At 47.1% G+C, this 25,144-nt stretch carries 25 protein-coding genes; 16 read left to right on the top strand and 9 right to left on the bottom strand.

The window, feature by feature from the left end:
• Positions 1–125: 125 nt before the first annotated feature.
• Complete coding sequence (gene ribA, locus KIT90_RS10765) at positions 126–1,184, top strand: GTP cyclohydrolase II (protein WP_285376637.1); 1,059 nt, start codon at positions 126–128, stop codon at positions 1,182–1,184.
• Between the two features lie 95 nt (positions 1,185–1,279).
• On the opposite strand, the gene KIT90_RS10760 is transcribed toward ribA, so the two are convergent.
• Positions 1,280–2,035: an ABC transporter substrate-binding protein gene (locus KIT90_RS10760; RefSeq protein ID WP_032802822.1), complete on the bottom strand. Its 756-nt coding sequence runs from the start codon at positions 2,033–2,035 to the stop codon at positions 1,280–1,282.
• Between the two features lie 68 nt (positions 2,036–2,103).
• On the opposite strand from KIT90_RS10760, the gene KIT90_RS10755 reads away from it, so the two are divergent.
• From KIT90_RS10755 to KIT90_RS10745, 3 genes are all read left to right on the top strand, one after another.
• Positions 2,104–4,023 (top strand): ATP-binding protein, encoded by a 1,920-nt coding sequence (locus KIT90_RS10755; protein WP_285376635.1) that lies wholly within the window; start codon positions 2,104–2,106, stop codon positions 4,021–4,023.
• 94 nt (positions 4,024–4,117) lie between these two features.
• A complete protein-coding gene (locus KIT90_RS10750) occupies positions 4,118–4,327 on the top strand; it encodes a DUF3283 family protein (RefSeq protein WP_005435877.1) in 210 nt (69 codons plus the stop codon).
• 133 nt (positions 4,328–4,460) lie between these two features.
• Positions 4,461–5,177, top strand: coding sequence for a YebC/PmpR family DNA-binding transcriptional regulator (locus tag KIT90_RS10745; protein ID WP_005435878.1), 717 nt, complete (start codon positions 4,461–4,463; stop codon positions 5,175–5,177).
• 83 nt (positions 5,178–5,260) lie between these two features.
• Here the strand turns inward: KIT90_RS10745 and rodA are convergent, their stop codons facing one another.
• The 3 genes from rodA to KIT90_RS10730 form a co-directional block, all read right to left on the bottom strand.
• Positions 5,261–6,343: a rod shape-determining protein RodA gene (gene rodA / locus KIT90_RS10740; protein WP_005428884.1), complete on the bottom strand. Its 1,083-nt coding sequence runs from the start codon at positions 6,341–6,343 to the stop codon at positions 5,261–5,263.
• 304 nt (positions 6,344–6,647) lie between these two features.
• Complete coding sequence (locus KIT90_RS10735; RefSeq protein WP_285376632.1) at positions 6,648–7,658, bottom strand: DUF2955 domain-containing protein; 1,011 nt, start codon at positions 7,656–7,658, stop codon at positions 6,648–6,650.
• A 10-nt stretch (positions 7,659–7,668) separates the two neighbouring features.
• Complete coding sequence (locus KIT90_RS10730) at positions 7,669–8,718, bottom strand: HlyD family secretion protein (protein WP_047514603.1); 1,050 nt, start codon at positions 8,716–8,718, stop codon at positions 7,669–7,671.
• A 119-nt stretch (positions 8,719–8,837) separates the two neighbouring features.
• Here KIT90_RS10730 and KIT90_RS10725 point away from each other — a divergent pair, with 119 nt between their 5' ends.
• The 8 genes from KIT90_RS10725 to KIT90_RS10690 all read left to right on the top strand — a co-directional run bounded on the left by KIT90_RS10725 (position 8,838) and on the right by KIT90_RS10690 (position 16,475).
• Positions 8,838–9,758, top strand: coding sequence for a LysR family transcriptional regulator (locus KIT90_RS10725; RefSeq protein WP_017818314.1), 921 nt, complete (start codon positions 8,838–8,840; stop codon positions 9,756–9,758).
• A gap of 84 nt (positions 9,759–9,842) precedes the next feature.
• Positions 9,843–10,511, top strand: coding sequence for a hypothetical protein (locus tag KIT90_RS10720; protein WP_285376629.1), 669 nt, complete (start codon positions 9,843–9,845; stop codon positions 10,509–10,511).
• A gap of 9 nt (positions 10,512–10,520) precedes the next feature.
• Positions 10,521–11,219 carry an ABC transporter ATP-binding protein gene (locus tag KIT90_RS10715; RefSeq protein ID WP_285376628.1) on the top strand — a complete coding sequence of 233 codons (699 nt, stop codon included), beginning with the start codon at positions 10,521–10,523 and terminating at the stop codon, positions 11,217–11,219.
• The gene (locus KIT90_RS10710) at positions 11,207–12,475 is read left to right on the top strand and encodes an ABC transporter permease (RefSeq protein ID WP_029790514.1); all 1,269 of its coding nucleotides are present in this window, start codon (positions 11,207–11,209) and stop codon (positions 12,473–12,475) included. The genes KIT90_RS10715 and KIT90_RS10710 overlap by 13 nt, the downstream gene beginning before the upstream one ends.
• Complete coding sequence (locus KIT90_RS10705; RefSeq protein ID WP_025768721.1) at positions 12,468–13,253, top strand: outer membrane lipoprotein-sorting protein; 786 nt, start codon at positions 12,468–12,470, stop codon at positions 13,251–13,253. The genes KIT90_RS10710 and KIT90_RS10705 overlap by 8 nt, the downstream gene beginning before the upstream one ends.
• A gap of 45 nt (positions 13,254–13,298) precedes the next feature.
• Positions 13,299–14,645, top strand: a complete 1,347-nt coding sequence (locus tag KIT90_RS10700) for a hypothetical protein (protein ID WP_285376626.1) — start codon at positions 13,299–13,301, stop codon at positions 14,643–14,645.
• Positions 14,646–15,668, top strand: a complete 1,023-nt coding sequence (locus KIT90_RS10695) for a sensor histidine kinase (protein WP_285376624.1) — start codon at positions 14,646–14,648, stop codon at positions 15,666–15,668.
• Positions 15,669–15,683: 15 nt separating this feature from the next.
• Entirely contained in the window at positions 15,684–16,475 is a 792-nt protein-coding gene (locus tag KIT90_RS10690; RefSeq protein ID WP_285376622.1) for a LytTR family DNA-binding domain-containing protein, read from the top strand.
• Positions 16,476–16,614: 139 nt separating this feature from the next.
• Here the strand turns inward: KIT90_RS10690 and KIT90_RS10685 are convergent, their stop codons facing one another.
• Complete coding sequence (locus tag KIT90_RS10685) at positions 16,615–17,109, bottom strand: peptidylprolyl isomerase (RefSeq protein ID WP_285376620.1); 495 nt, start codon at positions 17,107–17,109, stop codon at positions 16,615–16,617.
• A gap of 354 nt (positions 17,110–17,463) precedes the next feature.
• Between KIT90_RS10685 and KIT90_RS10680 the strand changes: the two genes are divergently transcribed.
• Both KIT90_RS10680 and KIT90_RS10675 read left to right on the top strand, forming a co-directional pair.
• Positions 17,464–17,910, top strand: a complete 447-nt coding sequence (locus KIT90_RS10680) for an ImmA/IrrE family metallo-endopeptidase (RefSeq protein WP_049535133.1) — start codon at positions 17,464–17,466, stop codon at positions 17,908–17,910.
• Between the two features lie 47 nt (positions 17,911–17,957).
• Entirely contained in the window at positions 17,958–18,680 is a 723-nt protein-coding gene (locus KIT90_RS10675; protein WP_162092119.1) for a hypothetical protein, read from the top strand.
• A gap of 65 nt (positions 18,681–18,745) precedes the next feature.
• Here KIT90_RS10675 and KIT90_RS10670 read toward each other — a convergent pair whose 3' ends face one another.
• The 3 genes from KIT90_RS10670 to KIT90_RS10660 form a co-directional block, all read right to left on the bottom strand.
• Entirely contained in the window at positions 18,746–20,407 is a 1,662-nt protein-coding gene (locus tag KIT90_RS10670) for a methyl-accepting chemotaxis protein (protein WP_045485989.1), read from the bottom strand.
• Positions 20,408–20,582: 175 nt separating this feature from the next.
• Positions 20,583–20,969, bottom strand: a complete 387-nt coding sequence (locus KIT90_RS10665; RefSeq protein WP_285376616.1) for a thiol-disulfide oxidoreductase DCC family protein — start codon at positions 20,967–20,969, stop codon at positions 20,583–20,585.
• A 41-nt stretch (positions 20,970–21,010) separates the two neighbouring features.
• Positions 21,011–21,784 (bottom strand): DUF4344 domain-containing metallopeptidase, encoded by a 774-nt coding sequence (locus tag KIT90_RS10660; protein ID WP_026000288.1) that lies wholly within the window; start codon positions 21,782–21,784, stop codon positions 21,011–21,013.
• Between the two features lie 198 nt (positions 21,785–21,982).
• Here KIT90_RS10660 and KIT90_RS10655 point away from each other — a divergent pair, with 198 nt between their 5' ends.
• The gene (locus KIT90_RS10655; protein ID WP_047514589.1) at positions 21,983–22,615 is read left to right on the top strand and encodes a CatB-related O-acetyltransferase; all 633 of its coding nucleotides are present in this window, start codon (positions 21,983–21,985) and stop codon (positions 22,613–22,615) included.
• Between the two features lie 560 nt (positions 22,616–23,175).
• Entirely contained in the window at positions 23,176–24,411 is a 1,236-nt protein-coding gene (gene gltS / locus KIT90_RS10650; protein ID WP_005428854.1) for a sodium/glutamate symporter, read from the top strand.
• A 90-nt stretch (positions 24,412–24,501) separates the two neighbouring features.
• On the opposite strand, the gene KIT90_RS10645 is transcribed toward gltS, so the two are convergent.
• Positions 24,502–25,020, bottom strand: coding sequence for an RNA methyltransferase (locus KIT90_RS10645; protein WP_285376613.1), 519 nt, complete (start codon positions 25,018–25,020; stop codon positions 24,502–24,504).
• Positions 25,021–25,144 lie beyond the last annotated feature (124 nt).

Raw genomic sequence — 25,144 nt, 5'->3', positions numbered from 1 at the left:
CTGCCCTTTTCATTTTTATGATTTACAACCAGTTATTTGACTTTCTCTCCCTGCGTTACTAAAGCTTATATCAATAGCAATATGCTTTTTGTTGACTATTGAACAGCAACGTCAGGAGTACGATTATGGTTGATCAGATCCTTTTCTATGAACCCGATGAATCCCACGGTTTCCTCTCCAACTTTTGCCAAGCTCCAATCAAAGTTTCTACCCAATCTTGGCCCACCAGCGAGCACTATTACCAAGCGCAAAAATTCAATGACCGCGCACTACAAAATAAAATCCTCACCGCAAAAAGCCCCGACGAAGCCTTTGCTTTAAGCCGCAAGTATCAACATCTCGTCCGTGAAGATTGGGACGACGACAAACTCTCCGTAATGGCGTTTATCGTCCGTGAGAAGTTTCTGCAAAACCCTCTGCTTGCCCAACAGCTGATGGAAACGGGGAATGCTTGTTTGACTGAACATTCGCATAAAGACGCCTTTTGGGGCGATGGTGGTGACGGCTCGGGTGAAAACCATTTAGGGGAGATTTTGATGAACGTACGTGCTGAGCTGAAACACGTCGAGGCATATAACTTGGTGCGCTTTGTCGATAAAGCCAAGCTGCCAACCCAATGGGGCACGTTTATCATGCATGGCTTTATCGAGAACGCGACGGGAAAAGAGCATCTGGCTTTGGTGTATGGTGACCCTGCAAACAGTAAAGCGCCGCTGATTCGTCTGCATTCAGAATGTTTAACCGGTGATGCGCTGTTCAGTACTCGTTGTGATTGTGGTTTCCAGCTTAACCGTGCATTGCAAAATATTGTCGAAGAAGGTTGTGGCGTGCTGCTCTATTTGCGCCAAGAGGGCAGGGGAATTGGCTTAATCAATAAGATTCGTGCCTATCACTTACAAGATGAAGGTGCAGACACTGTCGAAGCCAATGAGCGCCTGGGTTTTGCTGCTGATATGCGTGATTACGCGTTTTGTAAGGGAATGCTCGACCACCTGAATATTGAGCAAGTGCGTTTGATGACCAACAACCCACGCAAGCTTGCAGCGCTGAAGAAGGTGAACATCAACGTGGTTGAGCGGGTGCCACTACAAGAAGGCAATAACCCAAATAACCAACACTACCTACAAACCAAAGCCAATAAGCTTGGCCACATGTTCGACTCCAAATTTGTCGAACAAGATTAAGCGCTCGAACAAGATTAATCGCAGATACGAGATAAAATGAAACCGCCAGCTTATCTAATCTGGCGGTTTTTTCATGATTGGTTAGGTATGAACGGTTAGATGTATTTTTTGATGATGTTGTCGATTTGCCCCGAACTTTTGAGCTCTGCTAGGCGCTTATTGATGAAGCTCTGCACTTTCGGATTCATCTCCGGAGAGAAAGCCAGATAGATGGAGTAATCTGGAATGACAGAGCTGAAAGATTGGATCTGGAAGTCTCCCATTGGCAGCTCTAAACGTTTGATGTTGTACACCACACGCGATTCCATCTCGACAAAAGCGGTATCGCCAGGAGTGCGTTGCAGAACGCGATAAGCGGCGTCGTAGTCTTTTACGCGCATTTCATTGACCGTGCCGTTTTCAAAGAACGGACTTAAGTTCGGATAATCAAAGCCAAGCAACAGTACGATAGAGCGACCTTGCATGTGCTGCATATCGCTAAATTTGAATGGTGCTTTACTGCTCGAAACCAGCACGTGTTTTACAGTGTAAATAGGTTGTTCAGAGAGGTTTTCTGATTGCACCTTGCCCCAATTCGGGCTGCCATAAGTGACCCAATTCTCCTCGCCGCCCGCTTCAAGTACGGAAATCATGCGCTTAAATGGGTAAGTGTGGTATTTCACCTCATAATCGGATTCGGCAAAGATAGCACTGACGATGTCAGTCACAATTCCGGAATGTTGTTCACCTTGTTGTTCTATTTGGAATGGTCGAGCTTGCTCAGAGATAACGTAGTAGTTCACTTCGCTCGCCATGGTGTGTGCGCTTAAGGCCATAAAACTAAAGCCTAATGTACGTAAGAGTCCTTTCATCCTAACCTCGATTATTGTCGTGACGTGACTATATTTATAGTAGCGCATGTTTAAGGGAGCGATTTCATATGGAGACAAAAGAGCGAACTCAACGTCGGTTTAGTATCGGCAACCAGCTGATGCTGGCGATTTTTGCGTTGAGTTTAATCTTTACCGTGATCATTTCTTCCATCAGTTTGTATCGTGACTTCAACGATGATTTGGCTCGCTTGGATAAAGAACTGGAACAGGTGAAAACCAGCTACCTTTCTAGTTTTTCTGCCAGTCTGTGGGTAGAAGATAGAGAATTGCTGCACACCCAAGCAGAAGGGGCGATGCGCCTGCCCTCAGTGGACTACCTAAGAATCGCGACACCGGATGAAGTGATCTTCGAATTAGGCTCGGCCTTGACGGAAGATCGGATCGAGCGTCAATGGCCTTTGCAGTACGACATGGGCACAAAAACCTTTGATCTTGCCGAAGTAACGGTGCAATCGGATCTCAGCCCGATCTATCAAGGATTATGGCAAACCTTCTTTTTTCTTGTGATCGCGGAAGCGATCAAGATCTTCTTGCTCATCATCGGTGTTCTCTGGGTGACGTTTCGCTTGATGGTCAAGCCACTTCAATTGCTCTCTGGTGCGGTGAGTGATTTTAGCGGTGGCCATGTACCGAGCAAAGTGCAGCTCCCTAAGCGTTGGTTTTTCGATGAAGTGAGTTTATTAGAACGCAAATATAACCGAAGCGTTGAGCGTGTCAGTGAGCACCAACTGGAAATCGAAGAAGCACGTGACAAAGCCGAAGTGGCAAACCGTAAGAAGAGTGAATTTCTTGCCACCATGAGCCATGAAATTCGTACGCCGATGAATGGGATTATCGGCATTGCTTCCTTACTCGGTGATACCAAGCTAGATGAACAGCAAAAAGACTTTGTTTCCATCATCAACAGCTCTTCCAACTCACTGATGGTCATCATCGACGACATTCTCGATTTCTCTAAAATTGAAGCGGGTAAAATTGAGCTTGAGACAGCCACTTATAATCTGCTCGATCTGCTGCATGAAGTCGGCAGATTGCACACCGTTAAAGCTCAGCAAAAAGGCTTACAGTTGGTTTGCGACATCGACGCTCAACTCCCTTCAGAAGTGGAAGGTGATGTGGGTAGGCTCAAACAAGTGCTGAGTAACTTACTCAGTAATGCAGTCAAGTTTACCGAGCGTGGCCATGTTAAGTTGATGGTGTCACAAGTGAACCGAGAAGATGACGTCGCCAGCGTGCACTTCCGTGTGGTCGATTCGGGCATTGGTATCGCGAAAGAAAACCAGCAAGCGGTGTTTGAGAAGTTTCAGCAAGCCGACGGCAGCACCACGAGAAAATACGGCGGTACTGGTTTGGGTTTAGCGATTTGCAGCAGCTTGGTCGAAGTGATGGGCGGCGAGATCCGTCTGACCAGTGAGCCGGGGCTTGGCAGTTGTTTTGAATTTACTATTCCACTCAATATCGTCAGTGATACACCAATTGCGCCAAGTACACCGAACGTGCTTGATTTTCGTAACGGTGAAGACAGCGCGCCAAAAAGCCTTAAACCAACCAAAGACGAGGGCAAACCTTGGATCTTGGTGGTAGAAGACACCGCGGTAAACCAAAAAGTCGTGCGCATTATGCTGGAAAAACTCGGCATGCAGGTGAATGTGGCAGAACACGGTGAAGAGGCGCTCCAACAGTGCCAAGAACATCAATTCGATTTGATATTGATGGACTGTCAAATGCCTGTGATGGATGGGTTTATTGCTACTGAAAACATTCGCAAGATGGGCGAGTGGGGTCAGCAAGTGCCGATCATAGCGTTGAGCGCCAATGTGATTAAAGAAGATCAACAGCGTTGTTTCGATGTTGGCATGAATGAGTTTGTTGCCAAACCGGTTACCAAGGAGCGTTTGCAGCAAATTTTTGAGCAATATCTTCCTGATTCATTGCAAACCCGATCGAATCCCAAGGAAGCAACTTGAAATTGATCAAGGAAAGCGCGTTTCACTTCTTAAAAGTCAAATCTGTGTGCTATAGTGCGCGGCTAGTATTTATTAAAGTACCTTGAGGCTGTGAATGTCGTTCAATCTATCCCTGTTGCCGCCTGACGAGAAAAACAAAATCGAACTTGATAAGCAAGCATCGTTTTTGGTTTGGAAGCTTAAAGAAGCGAAATCTGGTCCTGAAGCGATAGAAGAAGAGTTGTCTAAGATTAACGACGCTGATGAGAAAGTGTTTTTTCAACAGGCAATCGATAAGTACAAACGAGTAATGGGTGTCGCATAAAGCGAGCGTGGCTCTGGTGTAAACCGTAGCGGCGAATGAGGTTTCCTCCCCATTCCTTTGCAAGGTGAAAGGTAAAATTTTCACTCTTTGCTAAAATCCTTCGCATTAAATTTGAATTTAGAGAGACATCCCGATGGGAAGAAGTTTTGAAGTGCGCAAAGCCTCAATGGCGAAAACTGCAGGCGCAAAAATTAAAGTTTATTCCAAATACGGTAAAGAAATTTACATGTGCGCGAAAAACGGTGGTGGTGATCCAGACATGAACTTGTCTCTGAAGCACCTGATCGCAAAAGCGAAAAAAGACCAAGTTCCTGCACACGTTATCGATAAAGCGATCGACAAAGCGAACGGCGGCGGTGGTGAAGACTACACTCCAGCACGTTACGAAGGCTTTGGCCCTGGTGGCACAAGCGTGATCGTAGACTGTCTAACAGACAACGGTAACCGTACATTCCAAGACGTTCGCCAATGCTTTGTTAAAGTAGGTGCGAAAATTGGTGTTGAAGGTTCTGTTTCTCACATGTTCGATCACCAAGCGGTATTCCAGTTCAAAGGCGAAGATGATGAAATCATCCTAGAAACGCTAATGATGGAAGACGTAGACGTTACTGACGTTGAGCTAGAAGACGGTGTTATCACTGTATTCGCACCTCACACAGAGTTCTTCAAAACAAAAACTGCGCTTAACGCTGCATTCCCAGATCTAACGATCGACGTTGAAGAAATCACATTCGTACCGCAAACGAACACGCCAGTAACAGGCGAAGACGCAGAGAAATTCCAGAAGTTCCTAGACCTTCTAGATGACTGTGACGACGTTCAACAGGTATACCACAACGGCGAACTATAATTCGGTTCTCCAGTTGTAAAAAAGGCTTCCCGAGGGAAGCCTTTTTTGATCGTGTTGTTTGTCTTTTTTATTGTGACTAGCGTTTAGGTGTTTCGGTACTTGGAATAACACAGCGACATGATCACACCAAAACAGATGCCTTGAGTCAGCATCGCCGTACCACCATAGCTAAAAAACGGCAGTGGGCTACCCATTACTGGCAACAAGCCACTTACCATGCCGGTGTTGATAAAGGCGTAAAGGAAGAAGCTCATCGCTAACGCACCACTTACCAGACGACTGAAGAAGTGCTCAGATTGGCACGCTAGCAGCATCACACGCGCCGTAATGAATAAATACAACGCTAACAACACCACACAACCAATAAATCCCCATTCTTCTGCGTAGGTCGAAAAGATGAAGTCGGTATGGCTCTCTGGAATAAACCCTAACGTACCTTGAGTAGCATTCATCCAGCCTTTACCTTTCATGCCGCCAGAACCAATCGCAATCAATGATTGGATGATTTGGTAGCCTGAACCCAGTGGATCCGATTCAGGGTGCAAGAACTGCGTTACACGGCTCTTTTGATACGCTTCCATCACAAAGAACCAAAGTATTGGTGCCAGCGTTAGAATGCTCACCAAAAAGCCGCCAATGATCTTCCAGCTCATGCCTGCAAAGAACAGTACAAACAACGCGTAAATCACGGTGAAGATAGCGCCGTCCAAGTCTGGTTGTAAGGCAATCAAGCCCGCAGGCACAAAGGTGATCAGCAAACAGAAAGCAATTTTGCGAATGTCTGGTCGCCCACCTTCTAGATGCAGCATCCACGCGATCATAATGGGAATGGAGAGCTTGATCAGCTCAGAGGGTTGAAAGCGGAAGAAGCCAATATCAAGCCAGCGCTGTGAGCCATTGGTGCTATCACCAAACAGGGCAACGGCAGCCAAGAGCGAAACCGCAACCAGATACAAATAAGGCGCTGAACGTTGATAACTGGACGCAGGAATCGACGACATGACCAAAATACACACCAGCGTCAAACCGCATCGAGCGAGGTGCTTAAATAGCATAGCTTCATTAAATCCACTGGCACTCCAGAGAGTGAGTGAACTCAATAGCATGATCGGAATGATCGCCATCAAAAGTGGCAAATCAATCCTAGGGAAGAAACGCTTGTTCATCTTCTACAACCTAAAAACGCCCCAACGCGGGGCGAAAACAACCAGAACTCTGCGAGCTCAAACTATTCCGATGCTAAGAATCCAATTTGGAAATAACAGACACCACGCAAAGGTGTGCAAGAGAGGAGTGTGCGACGCCGCCTGTTATGGGTAAGCTGACCTGGAAAGTCGTGGGAAGGATAAATACACCAGGCTGAGGCTTTGCGCCACACTTTTTATAAGGTTGAAATGGAAATTGGTACAGACAGCGCAATGAAATGAGCAGATTCGCCTTAAGTATTGAGCACTTAAGGCGATGGCATGATTAGGCTTGGGCTTTTTCTGGCTTGTGCGTGAAATGGTACAACGCCCACAGTACAAACAAAGTCACGGTGAGCTCCCAAGCTCGAAGGAAGGTGCTTTCCAAGCCTAACTCGTTACTGGTCATGTAGAGTTGAATCGGCAGCATGGTCGCCAATAATGCATCAGCATGAACGTCTTTTGCTGGACCTTTTGCTTTTGCCATTGATGCGGTAATCATAAAGGCAAGCAGACCCAATACGATGGTGTAGTAACCGAACGTGGACTGATGCCCAGCCATTAGTAAGGTGAACACTACAGCTAATGCACAGCCGCCCACCTGAGTTTGAAAACGGCGGTCAACCACGTCGATAAAGCTTTTGTGTGTGGTTTGTGCTGCGGCGGCAATCACAGGCACCAAACAAAACGTTGCTGAGATGATGTCGACAATCATCAAGAACGCCACACCAAGACCAATCAACGCGAGTGAAATCGCTCGGTTCTCAAACGTAACAGGCTCTTCTTCAAATGCTGGTGGTTTGCCGCCACGTTCAACAGGGAATAGAGCTACCATGGTTTTCGCGACGACCATGGTAATCAGCATCGACAGCAAGATTTCATGAATGCGCATTGGCATGTCCATGGTGGTATGCTGAGCAAACACCACAATCAGAATCCAGTTGAAGGTTGGCATTAGCATCTGACCTTTCTTCGGCGGCGTGGTCGCTCTGCGGCGCATGAAATCGAAGAAGAACAAGCTAATGGTCCACACCACAAACGGATGCTGTGAAAACCCTTCGGTCACCACTAACGCTGCACTTGCTGCCAATAACGTAGGTAGCAAGGTGCGAAGCAGACCAAGCCAAGAATAGTCTTTGTTCTTGGTCATGATGATGGTTGGGTACAGCGCCAGATAAACTGGAGAATCAAGGTTCAGCAGTTTGCCCAGCACCATACAAATTGTCACAGTAAGGGCGACACGCAGTGCTTCATTGCGCTCAGAACGACTTTGAAACAGGCTTTCGAAGGTCCACATGGTTCACCCCTTAGTAGATGTAGCGGAACATCGCTACCAAGTGAATCCAAGCTGAGCCAATGACATCCATGATTGGATTGCCGCTTTCAACGATCACACTTGCTCGTGAACCAGAAATCATAGAAGGATCTAACTCGTTAACTGTAATGCGAGTACGCACTTTCTGTTGCTCACGGATCCAACGAGTATCATTGGTCACGCTAGAAAGCTGTCCATTAGCATTGTTGGTATCGTAAATCGCACGCTCTTGGCTGCTGACTTCACCAGTAAATACTTTGCCTGGTAGCGCATCGAAGGACACCAACACTTCGCGACCATTAGTTAGCTTATCAATGCCTTTTTCGTTGAAGTCTGCACTGATCCACGCATGGGCTTCGTCCACCAGCATCAATGACGCTGTGCCTTGTGTGATGTAGCTGCCTGATTGCAGTTGCAAGTTCGTTACCACGCCTTCGGTTTGCGCCACGATTTGGGTATGGCTTAAATCCAGCTCCGCACTGGCAAGTTTTGCTTCTGCCAACTCGATAGCTGCCGTACGGTCTTGAGTAGAAAGCTCTGCCTCAATGCGCTTCACTTCTGCGTTCGCTGCTTCCACCGCACTGCTGGCGACTTGTGTATTAGTGATCGCGTCATCCAGCTCTTGCTCAGTTGCTAGCCCTTTATTGCGAAGTTTCTGGTTACGCGTCAGTTTTTGCTTCGCGTTGTGGTATTCGAACTCGCGTTGGCTTTGGGTTTGTTTCGCTGCTGCCAATTGTTGCCATTTCGCGGAATCTGATTCACGTGCTTGGCGCAGTTCGGCTTTGGCTTGTGCCACTTTCAATTGGTAGCTGCTGGCATCGATAGCAAACAGTGGCTGACCTTTTTCAACCAATTCACCGTTATTCACCATCACATCCGTAATCACACCAGATACCTCCGGCGCAATGGTTGCGACATTACGATGCAGTGTCGCTTGGGTGGTGAAAGGGGAAACATTGTCTGAGGTGACTAAAAAAGCGGAGAACAAAGCAGCCGCTGAAAAAACAGTGTATATCGCGTATTTATAAAAATTTTCTTTCACGTCTGTACCTAGTATTCATTCGTTATTACGCGCCGCGTTCACGGCATATTCGGGTCTCTTTTCTACGTGGGCTAGGTTATACTCATCTAAAATTGGAAAAAATAACCAATGGAAGAAGTATGAATTCCATATTTGGAAACGTTGATGATCTGTACCTGTTTTGCTCAGTGGTTGAGCAAGGCTCTCTGCTCGCGGCGGCGAAAAAGCTCGAACTGCCGGTCTCTACTATGTCTCGTCGTTTATCGGCGCTGGAAGCGCGTCTAGGGCTGAGGTTGCTGGAGAAGAAAGGACGTGAGTTGGTGGCAACCGAGACAGGCTTACAGGCGTTTGACCAGCTCAGCAGTGCGATGGCGCAGATTGAATCCGGCATCTTGCAGCTCAATCAGCAAAGCCAAGAAGTGGAGGGGCGAATCCGACTGGTGATGCCAAGCCGCTTTTACAATGACTTGGTTGACAAGGTGGTTGAGGACTACATCAAAACCTATCCAAAAGTGACTATTGATCTATTGCTTAGCCAAGTGAATTCGATTCCAGAAACCGATCGCGATCTGGTGGTGACGTTCGATTTGGATGGTTTGGACGATATGATCGCGCGCCCATTGTTTAAAGTAGAGCACGCTTTTTTTGTTAGCCCTGAATATCTAGCGCAAGCGGGCGGCAATATTGAAACCTTACAAGATTTAGCCAAGCAAGACTGGGTAGCCAGCACACACACCACACAAGTGCCTATCTACCAGCAAGACAAGCTGGTGGACATGCTCAACTGCAAGCCGCGTTTAGTGGTCAATGACATCACCGCGGTGATCAAAGCGGTGGAAAACGGTTTGGGAATTGCGTCGATCCCATTACGTCACGTTAAGCCTGAATTGAATCTCGTGCGCGTCGCAACATCCTACAGCCGCGGGGATCGCGAAGCCTATTTGGTTTATCGTCAGCGTAACTATCAGCCTAAAGCGCTGACCTTAATGGTCGAAGCGATTTTGCAGGCTTCAGAGGAGCGAAACCATTCATCCTCTCTCAATACCATTCACTCCATATAACTGCCATTGGTCGCATGCAAAAGCAGCGTGCGATCTTCTCTCTTAATCTGAAACCATCAAATCACGTTCAACTAAGGACAGTACATGATGGTTTCTCAATCTCGCTCAATCAAAGCTCTTAAACTGGCAAGTACGTTTATCGCCGCATTTGCACTCAGCTGCAATTTGGCTCTGGCTAACCCAAGCGAGCGCACACTCAGTCAATTCAACCAAGCAGCGCAGGGTGACTCTGGCTTAGTTGATACCGTTTACGGCGAATTATCCAAACAACTCGAAGAGCAGGGCGCAACGCCGGTGACCTTGGTGTATTTAGGCAGTGCAGAGACGTTGCAAGGTCGTGAGGCGTTTATGCCTTGGAACAAGATGAAGTTCACCGAGCGCGGTCTTGCCACAATCCAAAAAGGTTTGGATTTAATGGCGAATCAGCCATTGCCACTGCAAGAACAACAACGCTTACAAGGCTTGCCGGAATACCAATTAGCCACCGCTATGGCAGCCACTACGTTTACCTCTTTACCTGACATGTTCAATCACTTTGAGCGTGGCTACGAGCTGTACCTTTCATTGCTCGATGAGCCGAGTTTTAGCCAACAACCTTTCGCGGCAACGTCGTGGATTTATCGCTACGCCATTGAAGCGGCACTGCGTGCTGAAGATGTTCAACAAGCCAAAACATGGTTAGCGCAAATGGAGCAGTTGGGTGACAGCAATTTAGAAACGCAAACCGCGAAAGCGCTGCTAGCGAAGTATTAGGGAGGCGTCATGATCGTTTTTAATCAACTTAGTCGCGATTACGCCCTTGGCAGCCAAACCGTGCGTGCATTGCGAGACGTGTCTGGTGAAGTGTTTGCTGGCGAAATGGTGGCTCTGTGTGGACCGTCTGGCTCAGGCAAAAGCACCTTACTTAACGTGCTTGGTATGCTGGATACTCAATACCAAGGTCAGGTGACGTTTGCAGGCAGCCCATACCCAACCGGGCAAATGCAGGCGGCGAAAATGCGTCGTGAAAAGCTTGGTTTTGTGTTCCAAAAATTCAATCTTGTCCCCGTGATGACGGCGCTAGAGAACGTGGCGTATCCGCTGCATCTCAATGGCTTTTCAAAAGCAGAACAAACCGAGCTTGCCACACAAATGCTAGAACACGTTGGCTTGGGCGAGTTTATTCATCACATGCCCGATAACCTGTCTGGCGGTCAGCAGCAACGCGTGGCAATTGCTCGCGCCTTAGTACACAAACCGGCGTTGGTTATTGCCGATGAGCCAACCGCCAGCCTTGATAGCCAAACTGCCAACAAGGTCATCGACATTATGAAAGGGCTCGGACGCGAGCTTGGTACCACTTTTATCGTCGCCACACACGACCCTCGTATGGCATCTCGTTGCGATCGCACTATTGAGTTGGTAGACGGCAAAATTACCCAAACGCACGCAAGTGTGGAGGAGGTTTCATGGGCAAGCTAATTCCTGTTTCCGTTCGCCTTGCTTGGTTGAACCTGCAACGCAATCGCCGCCGCAGTTTATTGTCGATGCTGATCATCGCCATTGCCGTGTTTGCCTTAACCAGTGCGGGTGGTTTTGGTCTGTACACCTACGACAGTTTGAAAGAATCGACAGCGCGTGACACCGGGCATCTGACGTTAACCACGCCGGGTTACTTCGCCAAAGAAGAAGAGATGCCGCTGAGTAACGGGTTAACTCATGCCGATGACATCACCAAGCAATTGATTGGCTTGAATGAAGTGCGAGGGGTTCAACCACGAGTTGAGTTCAGCGGTTTGATTTCCAACGGCAACAAGTCATCGATCTTTATCGGCATTGGTGTTAACGAACGCGAATTCGATATGAAAGGACCGTTTTTGGATGTGCGCGAAGGGCAAACGCTGTCCAACATTCATGCATCGCGTTATGACCCTGCAGAGCCAGAAGTGATGCTCGGTGTTGATTTGGCGAACAACCTAAGCGTGCACGTTGGCGATTGGATTACTTTGCTGGCGACCACAACTGACGGCGCATTGAACGCGTATGACTTCAAAGTTCGTGGCATCTATTCAACAGGCGTACCAGAGCTTGATAAACGCCAGTTGTACGTGCACATCAACAGCGCGCAATCGCTGCTCGGTTCAGACAAAGTCAGTGCGTTATCTGTCTTCTTGTTCGACACCAGTTTAACGAGCCAAGTCGAGCAACAAGTGGCTTCGGTTCTGAGTAAGCAAAAGCAGAACTTTGGCGATCAAGATATTGAGATTACGCCTTGGCAAGAACGTGCGTTCTTCTATCTCAAAGTGAAAGATTTGTACGACCGCATCTTCGGCATCATGGGCGCAGTAATGGCGTTGGTAGTCTTTGTCGCCCTGTTCAACACCATGACCATGTCGGTCACCGAGCGTACCCGTGAAATTGGCACCTTGTCAGCGCTTGGTAGCTACCCTCGCGAAATCATTGCTGGGTTCTTACGCGAAGCAGGGTTACTTGCGGTGATTGGCAGCTTAATCGGCGCTTTGTTTACTGCGTTAGTCACCGTCTTACTGATGGTCGTGGATGTGCAAATGCCGCCACCGCCAGGACGCACAGAAGGTTACCCATTGACGATTTACTTCTCTTGGGAGCTGGTGGCTGTCGCAGGATTCGCGGTATTGATGATTTGTTTGGTTGCGGCGTTTTTCTCGGCACGCAAAGGGGTGAACAAGCCAATTACGGAGGCACTGATTTATGTTTAATTTCAAATCACTATTACCAATTGCATTGCTGACGGTAACTGGCGTTGCAAGCATGAATGTCAGTGCGAATGAAACAGCACTAGATGCACAGCAAGTTGCGCAATTGATTGAAAAAGCGGACAGCTACCGCTTGCAAGATGATTCCTCCAAAGTGGTGTCACTGGTGCGCTTATATCAAGACCAAGAGTTAGATAAAACCCGCCTTTACCACGTGTACACGCGTCCAAATCGTGAATCGCTGGTGGTGTTCAAATCAGCAGTCGAAGCTGGGCAAAAGATGCTGATGATGGGCGACAACTACTGGCTGCAAATGCCAAAGAGCCGCCGTCCGATTCGCATTACGCCGATGCAGAAGCTTCTTGGTGAAGCGTCTATCGGCGACATCTCAACCCTGACTTGGAGCCAAGATTATCAAGGTGAATGGAGAGCGACAGAAACTGTTTCGGTGAACGGAGAAAGTGTCGCGGCTTATCACCTTGCGTTAACCGCGAAAACCAAAGGGGCGAGCTATCAGAAGATCGACTTGTGGTTGTCTGAGCAAGATGCGTTTCCAATCAAAGCCGATCTTTACTTGCGCTCGGGCAAACTCGCCAAGCAAGCGCAATACGGACGTGCAAGCGACAACGGTGAAGACTACGTCAGTGAGATGACCTTGCTTGATAGCATTCAGCCGAGCAAAAAGACCGTTATCGAGTACCAAGAAATCGTGCCTTGGCAACTGGATAACAAGTTCTACAACCCAAGCTATCTGCCTAAAGCCAATACGACTCAGCTTTAGCGTGAATTCCGTAAATAGAACCAAGAAAACGAGCAAGGAAGTCACATGAAACCGCACCAGCCTAACCTAAACAAAAGCACCAGTCTGTTGATTGCTGCCTCATTGTGTGTGGGCGCAGCAGCCCCAGTTTTTGCCAATGATGAGCTGAGTTTTGAGTGGGATTGGGCTGTCAGTTACGAAACTGCCAAGCAGCGTGACAGCGCATTTATGCAGGCGCAGAGCAGTTCTCGTGATTCACTTAATGCACTGTTGGATGTGCAGGTGAATTATCAAAACTTCAGTGGCTTGTTTGCTCTGTACAGCCAAGGTTTGTACCTCAATCAACAAGGAGAGAGTGATTGGTGGAGTGAAGCTGATAACCAGTTGTTGATTAGAGAGCTGGCTTGGCTAGGGGAGTGGCAAGTCGGTGACACTACGCTTGATGTGAGCTTAGGTAAGTTGCGCGTGGATTGGGGCGTGGGTTATGGCTACCGACCTTTGGATCTGTTTAAGCCGTATCGACAAAACCCGGTTGGCTTAGTTGCAGAAGAAGGTGCGGGCGTGTTTTCACTTTCACACTACGATATGGCCGGCGAATGGACCGTCATTGCGACCGATTCAAGCTGGGGGCAACAAGACCAAAGTGCACTTGATCAAGCCGCAGAGCAACGAGGTGTTGGTATTCGTCGATACGCGCTGGTGGGTGACACCGAGTATCAACTTATTGGTTATTACGATGATGTGCGCCGAGGTTTACTCGGAGCCAGTGCCATTGCCGTGTGGGATGAATCCATCGCCATGCACGGTTCCATGCTGTGGCAAAAGCAAAGTGTCGGCTATCAGTTTCAGCAGGATGATCTTTGCCAACCCGTTTCAGCTGAGGAGCAGGGAAGCGCATTCCAAGCTTTAGTTGGGGTGAACTGGGCAAACCAAGCCGGACACAACGTGATTGCTGAATATTGGTACGACAGCCGAGCATGGTCGAAAAGCGAATGGCAGCAAGCAATAGAGCGTGGCGAATTACTCTCTCAGATCCCTGAACCTAACAACTCTCTGTTGGCTAGCAGCGCTCTACTTGCGACAAGCTACGCCCAAGGGTTTCAGCATGCCAATATCGTTCAGCATAACGTAATGCTGCACTGGAGTTGGGATGTGGAAGCGTGGGCTGCATGGAACGGTAAAGCGGATATGGGCTGGCTAAGTGATGTAACCCCTACGTTGGATGTGATGTTGTCGCCGCAAGATGGCGGTGTGATTGTCACGCAGTGGCTTAACTACCAATGGATTGATACTGGCGATCAAAGTGTAGAAGTGGAAGTTGCCGCACGCTTTTTAACCGGAGACGACCAATCTGCTTACGCACAAATCAATGATAAGCATATGATTGTTTTTAACATCAAAGGGAAATTCTAAATGTGTTCAGCAAAATCAGTGGTGAAAAGTGGATGGTCGCGTAGCTTATTAGTGACCACGGCATTTTGTCTCTTTATCGCAGCAATGACGCTCTCGGTTTGGGGCGGTCCATTCTACATTCATGTGGCGGTTAGCTTTGGATTTGGCTATTCGGCTATCTTCTTCTCATGGCTTGTCGACCGCTTGTTTCCTACCATTCCTCGTTTGGCGGAAGTGGCTATCTCGCTGACGGCTTGCCTATTGTTTGGTGTGGTGAACGCCCAGCTTTGGCTTGGGGAATACTTCGGTATCTCAAGTATGCTGTCGGTTGGTCTAATGGGGTTGTTATTCAGTGCCATGTGCTTTTTCTATTTCTACTCACGCGAGCAACATGCGATCGCTCAACGAGAGTTGGAAGCCATCAAACGCGAGAAAGCAGAGCAAGACCGTGCGCTGTTGCTGAGCCAGCTTAAGCAGATGCAAAGCCAGATTGAACCGCATTTCTTATTCAATACCTTGGCGAATATCAGTGCGCTCATGTCGCAAGATGTTGATAAAGCTAAGCTGATGCTAGAACAGTTAACCGCGCTGTTGCGTGCAACGCTCAAAAGCTCACGTGAAGAGCAAACTACCATAGACAATGAAACGGCGTTAATTGAGGCCTACTTAGGTATTCAACAAACCCGTTTAGGTGACCGACTCAGTTACAAGGTTGAGGTAGAAGAGGGGCTAGGTAGAACCGAGTTACCGCCGATGATGCTTCAACCCTTAATCGAAAACGCCATCATCCATGGTATTGAGCCGAAGCGAGAAGGCGGTGAAGTCCGTTTGCTGATTAAGCGCAAACAACAGAACTTGCAGATTGAAGTCAGAGACACAGGTGTTGGCTTAAATCACGTGAGTGGGCACATGGGCTCTGGCGTGGGTCTAAGTAATCTCAAGCAGCGAGTGGAAGCTTTGTTCGCTGGGCAAGGAGAGGTTTCTATCAGTGAGTCTGCTCAGGGTGGCGTATGTGTTAGCCTGAGCTGGCCAATGGAATCGTAATCAAGGAAGAAAGGAATGAATACAGGGTTTACTGCCATTATTGCTGATGATGAACCGCTATTGAGGCGTCATCTTGATAAAAGCCTAGCTGAAGTGTGGCCAGAGCTAGAGGTGATAGCCAAAGTCGCGGATGGTGAACAAGCGTTGCAGACCATTGAGCAAAACCAACCTGACATTGCGTTTCTTGATATTCGTATGCCAGTTTTGGATGGCATGACACTAGCGCAAAAACTCAATCAACTCGCCAATCCACCTTTGATTGTGTTTGTCACTGCGTACGATGATTACGCCATCAAAGCCTTTGAACAAAATGCCGCCGATTATTTGCTCAAACCTATCTCGGATGAGCGCCTGCTGACGACGTGTGAAAGAGTGAAAGCACGCCTTGCTAAGCGAGAGCAAGAAAGCAGTAATGTGCAGATGAGCAGCCTGTTAGAACAGTTACAACAATTATCCGCGCCACAAACGCCGCAATATCTTCAGTGGATCAAAGCGACGCAAGGGGAAGATATTCATCTGATTGCTACGTCTGATGTGTTGTATTTCAAAGCGGAAGAAAAATACGTTTCTGTATATGCCCAACAAGGACAAGGCAAAGTGCAGGAGTATTTGATTCGCACCTCGTTGAAAGAGTTGATAGGGCAGCTTAACCCAGAACAGTTCTGGCAAGTGCACCGTTCAAGCGTGGTGCAAGTGTGCAAAATTAGCAAAGTAAACAAAGACTTTGCAGGCAGAATGTTTGTTCACGTCGGAGAAAACAAGCTCGCTGTGAGCCGTGCATCTCAAAGTTTGTTCAAAGGGATGTAATCGCTAGAACTGCTCACTCTTTACACTGTAAACTCGCTGCTCATTTTTTCAGCAGCAAAAACAAAAAGCGCCTAAGTCATAAGACATTAGGCGCTTTTTTCGTTTTATAGCGACGATTTCTCCGAAGAGGCGAATGGGCTTATTCGCTGATCGTCACTTTCTCGATAATGATTGGATCGCATGGCACATCATCGTGACCAAGCTTAGAGGTCGTTTTCACTTTCGCGATGCGGTTTACGACATCCATACCCGCAGTCACTTTACCAAACACGGCGTAGCCCCAGCCTAGGTTGGTGGTTGCGGTGTGGTCTAGGAAATCATTGTCTTCCAAGTTAATGAAGAACTGTGCCGTTGCAGAGTGCGGTGCATCGGTACGCGCCATTGCGATAGTACCAACAAGGTTTTTTAGACCACGGTTTGCTTCGTTCGCGATAGGGGCGCGTGTTGGCTTTTCTGTCATGTCTTCGGTGTGACCGCCACCTTGAATCATAAAGCCATCGATAACGCGGTGGAAAATGGTGCTGTTGTAGAAGCCATCTTCACAATATTTTTTGAAGTTCTTTGAGCTAACTGGTGCTCGTTCTAGGTTCAGTTCAATCTCGATGTCACCGAAATTGGTAGTCATGATAATCATCTGGTTTTGCCCTTGTAGGTGCTACGTTGGCGGCATTATATGGACATTAGGTTCCAAAACTAAAGCTTTTGTCATAATTGATAAGGTGAAATCAGGAAAGCGTGTGTAGCTTTATTGGTTCACAAGAGTTCACATAACTTTTTGGAGAAGTTCGATAAGCTACTTTTGTTGACACGATACCATTCTTTATTTATGTATTTGTCTGTGTATGCTAAAATACTGACATAGTAGCTCTTAAAGTTGCCCTTAGAGGTTGAATACCTTTTGTCTAAATTACAGACAGAGTACGCCGAAGATGGATTTGGGCGTGTCAGACTAAATAAAAATAATAATAATTTACGATAGGAATTAATCATGAACGCATCTCAAGTACTAGCGGCGTACTGGGATTACAAGTTACCAGTGAACGTCGAAGATATTGCATACAAAATGGGCATTAAAATCAACAAAACAAGGGATGATAACCACGGTAGTGCTTATATCGATGAAAATGGTAACAAAGCAATAAATATCGATGACTCTATGCCATATTCCCGCCAGCGCTATGCTATCGCTCATGAAATCGGTCATCATGTCTTGGGGCATGTAATCGATAACGGGGAAAAGTTCTACTACTACGGTCATATAGAGTCTTGTGAAAACGATGCTCATTTATTTGCTCGTCAACTTACAATGGCTAAGCCTGTAATCGATCATATCCTTGGTGCTGCTGATATTAGTTCAGTTGAGCAGATGTCTAGCATTTTTGGAATTGAAGCTAGCAAAATGAGAGTTCGCCTAAAAGAGTTAAAGCTTGTCTGATTGCCTTTCCAGATTATAATAAGCCCCTCATTTTGAGGGGTTTTTTTATGTCTGAAGCAGACGATTTCACTAGAAGTGTTTCTAGTCATGGTATTACGTATGACCTTGGTCAGGAGCCTGATAGTCCGAGTTATTCACCGCCACCACCACCAATTCCGAGTTCACCTATAGAGAACTCCGAAATTGTTGATGTTTCGATACTAAAAACGTTTCAGCAACGACGAAGTGATTTATTTTTATTCGTTTCAGCAGTAGTTTTTATTATTACAATCGCATTTATATGTGCGTTTATGTATTGGACAATTAAGAATTCAAATGCATCTATCGTTGCTTATGGTAAATATCAAACTCAAGTTGCAGAAGTAATTCAAAAGCGTGTTGAGTCTAAGTCTACGGTCCCCAGTGAATTGGCTATGAGTGATGTGCATCAAAGCTCTAAGTTTGCCTCGACTAAGCCTTTACATGGAGTGAACTTGAATTTCTATCAACAAGAGAAGAAAGAAAAGAAGAAAGAAGAGCTTGACAACGCTATGTTGGGGGTAGTTACTAAACTAGGCTTCTACAGTTTAGCGCTTACAGCTTTACAAGCAACAATTGGACTAACGTTGCTGGTTCTGCTTTTAAAATACATATCCTCATACAGGGCTAATATGGAAGATGTTCATGACGCCAATATAGAAAGCCGAGAACATATTGTTAGTTTACTAAATGAAATCCAAACTCCTGTTAAATCAATAGTGGAATCCATAGTTAGTGTAGTAAAAAGGTAACAAAGCGACTCAATGAGTCGCTTTTTTCTTTTCTATTTCCATGGTTAGTTGGGGCATTTACTGATCTAAACCGTAAAGCGACCGACCAAGTCGTACAGCTCGTTAGCTTTGTGGTTAAGGTTGCCACTGCCTGCGCGGTTTTGGTTGGCAAGGTGTGCCGATTGGCTGCTTTGTTGAGAGATCACTTCAATACGTTGTGAAATCTCTTGCCCAACTTGGCTTTGCTCTTCGGTTGCCGTTGCGATCAAGGTGTTCATGTCCATGATGTTAGCAATTGCGGCTTGGATTTCTTGCAGTGCGGCAGAGGCTGCTCGTGCTTCCTCAACCGTTGCTTCACCACGCGCTTGGCTTGAACCCATGGCTTTCACTGCTGCATCCGAGCCAGACTTCAACTGCTCAATCATTTGGTGAATTTCGCCTGTGCTGTCTTGAGTGCGACTCGCCAGTTTACGAACCTCATCGGCAACGACCGCAAAGCCGCGACCTTGTTCGCCTGCACGAGCTGCTTCAATGGCTGCGTTCAGTGCCAATAGGTTGGTTTGCTCGGCGATGTCTTGAATCACTTCTAGCGAAGAAGAAATGTTTTGTACATCGCTCTCTAAACGAGAAATTACCGTGCTGGCTTCCGACACCTCTAGCGCGAGCGCTTCGACAGAGCTCGCTGCGGAATCAACAATGTGTTTTGCTTGCTGTGAGTTATCATCGGCGTCTTTGGCAGATTGCGCCGCTTGGTTAGCGTTGCTGGAAATCTCGTGCGCCGTTGCTGTCATCTCGGTCATTGCCGCAGCGACTTGTTCGGTTTCTTCACGTTGACCTGAAGCCAATTCGTCCACTTGCGACGCTCGCTGTGACATGTCGTTGGTCTCTGAAACCACTTCTTGCCCAACATGGCTAACACTCTTGATGATGCCTTGCAGGCTTTCAACAAAGATATTGAAGTTACGGCTAAGCTGAGTGAACTCCGGTACGCTTGATTCTTCCATGCGTGCGGTTAAGTCGGCATCGCCTTGCGCGAAAGAGTGGATTGAGGCATCAAACTGCTCAATAGGCTTCATGATGCTGCGGTTAACAAACACCGCGAAGACCGCGACGATGGCTGCAATCGAGACACAGAATAGAGCAATTGCCGTCAGTGTGGTGTTGAGAGCCTGGTGCGCTTCTTCTTCCATGTTTGCCACAATGGCGTCGATATCGTCAGTATAGAAACCCGTTCCCAACATCAAATCCCATTCAGGAATAAAGACTGAGTAGCTGAGTTTCGGTAGTGCTTCGCTCTGACCGAGTTTCGGGAAGTAATAAGTCGTGAACTCACCAGTTTTGGAATTTTTGAGCAAATCCTGAATCAGATAATTGCCTTTCTTATCCTGCAAGTTATAGAAGTTTTCCCCGATGCCTTTGGTGTTTTTACCCACTACGACGCGAACGCCTTTTGAATCGTAGCCAAAGATGTAACCGGATTGACCGAACTCCAGCTGTTTTAAGATAGGCAGAGCCTCTTCAAGTGGGGCGTTTTGAGCGAGTAGTGGCTCGACAGCGGAACGCGCCATTTGGACGTAGTTTTTGAGCTCAGCTTTTTTCATCTCCATCATTTGACTTCGAGTCTGCTCAATCTCGTGTTCGTTGTAGGCAGTGGTTTGTAGGTAGGTGAACCACATCATGCCTATTGCCATGGTTAGAATTGGAATTATTGAAAGGATATATAGTCGTTTTCTGATCGTCAGATTCATAGAGACGTCCTTCTCTCGGCGCAGCGTTACAAGTGACAAGCTGAATAAGCCTGCCTGATAAAATTATTAATACTTATTGTTGTAATGCTTAGAGATTAACCGAGTTAATCAATCAGAAGTACAGGAAGTTTATAAATTTAGACTAAGGTCGTAGCATTTTTAAGCGGGATCACAATTAACGTGAACACGAACCGTTATTGCAGCGAGAAGTGCCCGTTAGCCAGTAGGAAACGCGGTAGCGGTTTTTGGCAAATTTGAGGTAAAGCCAGTCCGCAACAGGTTTGATAATGCGCCAACGCAATGGTGCATACAACCAACCGCGACCCACCAATTGCCATGCACGATGAGTCACGTCCAACCCAAGTAGAAGTTCTCCCTTTTCGTTGAGGGCGTGCAAAATGGTGTTGGCTTGCTCCGGATCGATCTGCGGATAATCGGCGAACGCCTCGCTGTAGATATCGACGGTTTTAATCTGCTGTTTGGAATCGCGTTGTTTTAGCGCCTTCATCTCTTTGGCGCACAAGGGACAAGTGCCATCGTAAAATACGGTCAGTTTGGTCATGATTGAGCTCATTATTGGCGGTTCTTATCCCTTTTACGCGATTATTTTTCTTTTAGTTCATTGTCTTGCAAGTAATGCAGCCAATTATCACGGATGTTGCCGTAATTGAATTGGCAGAACTCTTTGCGATCGCGTAAGTAATCTTTTTCTACTTCATCCAACAAGGCTTTGTATTGCTCTGGATCGCTGCCGTAGACCAGACACAGGGTAGAGAAGTAACGTTGCAGATCGAAACTGTGCTCATCAATGTACTCGCCAAAATCGTAGTAGTCCGGTCTGTCGTCGGATTCGAATGCGAACATGTCCGCAGCACTGATCGCCACATCGGCACCGTCATCAACGTAATCAATCAACAAAATGGTGGCGAAGTTATCGACCGCATCTTCCTCTTTACCCAGTACTGGAATGTTTTGATCGGCAATGTAAGCGTGTCCGGCTTCGTGCAATAGTGTGTGCAGCAAAGTATCGAGCGCGCCCGTTTTCGGTGCTTTACCGTAACGTTCTTGGTACTTGTTGTTGGTGAAGTAGTTAAATGATTCCAGATAGAAGGTGTATGGGATATGGATGGTATGGGTTTCTGGATCGTAAAGCGGACCGTCTTCGCCACCGTAGGTCAATGTTAGTGGGTTATCAAACGGGAAGTAATCATCAGAAAGCTGGACAAAGATGTCGTTCACTTCACTGCTTTCAATCACTTGCGCAGCAAAGCGATCATCGGCAGTTTCCGCTGGGAGGTATTCGATTTTAATGTTTTCGCTCGCAGACGCTGTGGCAGCAAACAGCAGCAGAGAGGCAAAGGCAGAGTGACTTTTCATTTTCGGAATCTTGTTATTTGTTTGGTTTGCTTGAAAATTATACATGCTTTTTATAGTGTGCGCGCTGGAGGACACGTTCATGAATAATCCATTACTACTGCAACCCCGCATCCAATAGGCGTTGTTGACTGAGAACGCAGCAACAACGCCACGAGAAACCGTTCCGTGGCATACATTTACTCTATTGAGGCAACTGCCATGAAAAAACATTGGTCCAAATTTCAGTACCTGCACCAAGTGGTGCAAAACCAAAACATCCACATCAAAGGCACCCACAGTTATTACAGCGATTGTTGGGATAATGGCTTCGAAGATTCTGTCGTGCGTTATCTGCATGGCGATGAAGTCAGTAAAGCGTGGCAACCGAGGTGGGAAGTCGATCAGCTCTATATCGGTGATTACGTTTGTATCGCGGCTGAAGCGGTGATTTTGATGGGCGGCAACCATAATCACAGGACGGACTGGTTCTGTCTGTATCCGTTCCTTGATGACATCGAGCAATCTTACCAAGGCAAAGGCGATACCGTGATTGGTGACGCAGCTTGGATTGGCATGCGCGCGATGATCATGCCCGGTGTCACCATTGGGGAAGGCGCAGTGATTGCCGCAAACAGCGTCGTGACCAAAGATGTCCCACCTTACACCGTGGTGGCAGGAACACCAGCAAAGCCTGTTAAGCTTCGCTTTGAGCAAGACATCATTGATAAGTTGCTCGCCCTGCAAATCTACACGTGGGATGAAGCCAAGTTCGAGGCACTTCGCGCTTTCATCTGCAGTAATGATATTGAACAGTTGATCATTGCAGAAGCAAACTATGAAAGTGGCGAATAGCACTGAAATGAGGAAAATTTTCAGCGATATGTTATAATCTCGCTCCGTTGTAACGAGAACACTTGTTGCAAGCTTGAGAATTTCCCGGGATTCGGCTCGTTCCAAACACCATGAGTCAGAGTTTTTAACTACGATGGGATACAAGCAAACCCAGATGTTAGAGCGCCACCTCGGCGCTCTATTCGTTATGACGGGAAGGAACTTTGCTCGATAGTGATGATCACATTCTGTTTAAGTAAGGGAGCCCGATAGCGGTTCAGAAAGTGTCACTCGGACAATACTCACAACACGATATCCATCTCCTGCAAGCAGTCATTTCTGTTTGTCTATGAAGAGGATAAGAAGGAGCTTAACAGGCTCCTTTTACATTTTAGGGCTTGCGAATAGCGCGTAAATCAGAACATCGCTTAACGACCGTCCCTTAAACTAGCCTAAGGCGCATTTAACACAACCTTTTGAGTATTTTCGGAAAAATATAGCGAGAAAATTTGCTATTGAGCGAAGGTTAAACTAACACTCAATCATTACGGAGGATGAAGAGAACAATAATAAGAGGCGATATGAATCATTTAATATCTGTAGGTGCACTGGAGTCCTTTTTGGTTGCGATCAGTGTGCTTTTCCTGGGGCATTTCATTAATGCTAAGCTACCGATCTTAAAGAAATTCAACATACCTGAGCCGATTGTAGGGGGCTTAATCGTTGCCTGCATCATTACTGCTCTTCATTTTAACGGCGTCGATTTGGAGTTCGACTTACCGTTGCAAAACACATTCATGCTGATGTTCTTCGCTACCGTTGGTTTGGCAGCAAATTACACTCAGTTAATGAAAGGGGGCGCGAAGGTTTTCATCTTCTTAGCAGTCGCGTCGTTCTACATCATCATTCAAAACGGTGTCGGTGTTTCACTGGCAGCGGCATTGGGTTTAGATCCGCTGATGGGGCTTATCGCTGGTTCGATTACTCTATCAGGTGGTCACGGCACGGGGGCGGCGTGGTCACAAACTTTCCAAGACGTTTACGGTTTGAATAACGTATTGGAAATCGCGATGGCGTCAGCAACATTCGGTTTGATCATCGGTGGTATCATCGGTAGTCCGGTTGCGCAGCGTCTGGTCGAAAAGAACAACATCGAATCTGAGTATGGTCGTGGTGGTCGAGATGCTAAAACCCACGAGAAATTCCCGGAGTTGGTGACGTACAACGAGTACGAAGAAGACAAAGTAACCGCGAAAAAAGTGGTTGAGAAACTGTTCTTCCTATTGATCTGTGTAACAGGTGCTAAGTACGTAGAGCAATGGGTGAGCACTTACGACATTCAATGGCTGATGATTCCAGACTTCGTTTATGCGTTGTTCATTGGTGTGATCATCACTAACTTCTTGGAAGTGACCAAGATTCGTAAGTTGGATGCCGAAACGGTCGACATGTTAGGTACGGTGTCGCTGTCTCTGTTCCTAGCGATGGCTCTGATGAGCTTGAAACTATGGAACATCTTTGACCTAGCGATCCCATTCTTGGTGATTCTAGGCGTACAGTCAGTGATTCTGGCTATCTTCACCTACTACGTAACGTTCAAGGTGATGGGTAGCAACTACGATGCTGCGGTTATCGCAGGTGGTCACTGTGGTTTCGGTTTGGGTGCAACCCCAACGGCGGTAATGAACATGGGTTCAATCGTTAACCGCTTTGGTCCGTCACCACAAGCGTTCATGGTTGTGCCGATTGTTGGTGCCTTCTTCATCGACATCGTTAACTTGATCATTCTACAAGGCTACATCTCGTTCCTTGGCTAGATAGATTAAGACGCCAAATAAAACAAAAGGTCACAGTATTGCTGTGACCTTTTTTGTTTCTGGCGCTTGCCAACGACGAACTTCGTCAGTCTATACGCACGCTTTCATTTTCAAGCGGTTCTTGTTGTCGCGATTAGCAAGGACTTGCTGGTGGTCATCAATCGTCCCCAGTGTTTTCGCCATGCGATCGTAAAGCACAACATTGACTGTCGCGGCTAGGTTCATACAACCATGAGTTGGTACGTACACCACGTGATGCGCCTTATCGACCATCTCTTGCGGCAGTGAGCCGTCTTCTGGTCCAAACACATAAATCGCGTTCTCTGGGTGAGTGAAGTGCGGCAGTGCTGTTGCGCCGACCACTAACTCAACACAAACGATTTCCACATCGTTGGCAACATTAGCGGTGAGGTCTTCCATCTCCACTAATTGAATGCGTTCTTGTGAGTTCTGGGTGTCGGTCTGGAACTTTACTGCGCGGCTGTAGCGTGTACCGTTGTAACGAACTTGCGCAGCATCGTAGCAGCCTGCGGCTCGTAATACAGCGCCAACGTTGGTTGGACTCTTTGGGTTGTACAGTCCAATAATGGCTGTTGGCTTGGTGGTCATGGTTGGTGTTCTGCTTTTCAAAAATTCTAGATAACAGCGCTGGGCGCATTAAGCGGGGGATTATGAACTTAACCACGCAGAAGCGCTATCGCTATAGGCTGATTATTTTTGCGTTGAAGCAAAC

The sequence above is a fragment of the Vibrio sp. B172a genome (assembly GCF_030248355.1).
Lineage (GTDB): Bacteria > Pseudomonadota > Gammaproteobacteria > Enterobacterales > Vibrionaceae > Vibrio > Vibrio owensii.
This window is presented reverse-complemented; position numbering and strand designations above follow the sequence as displayed.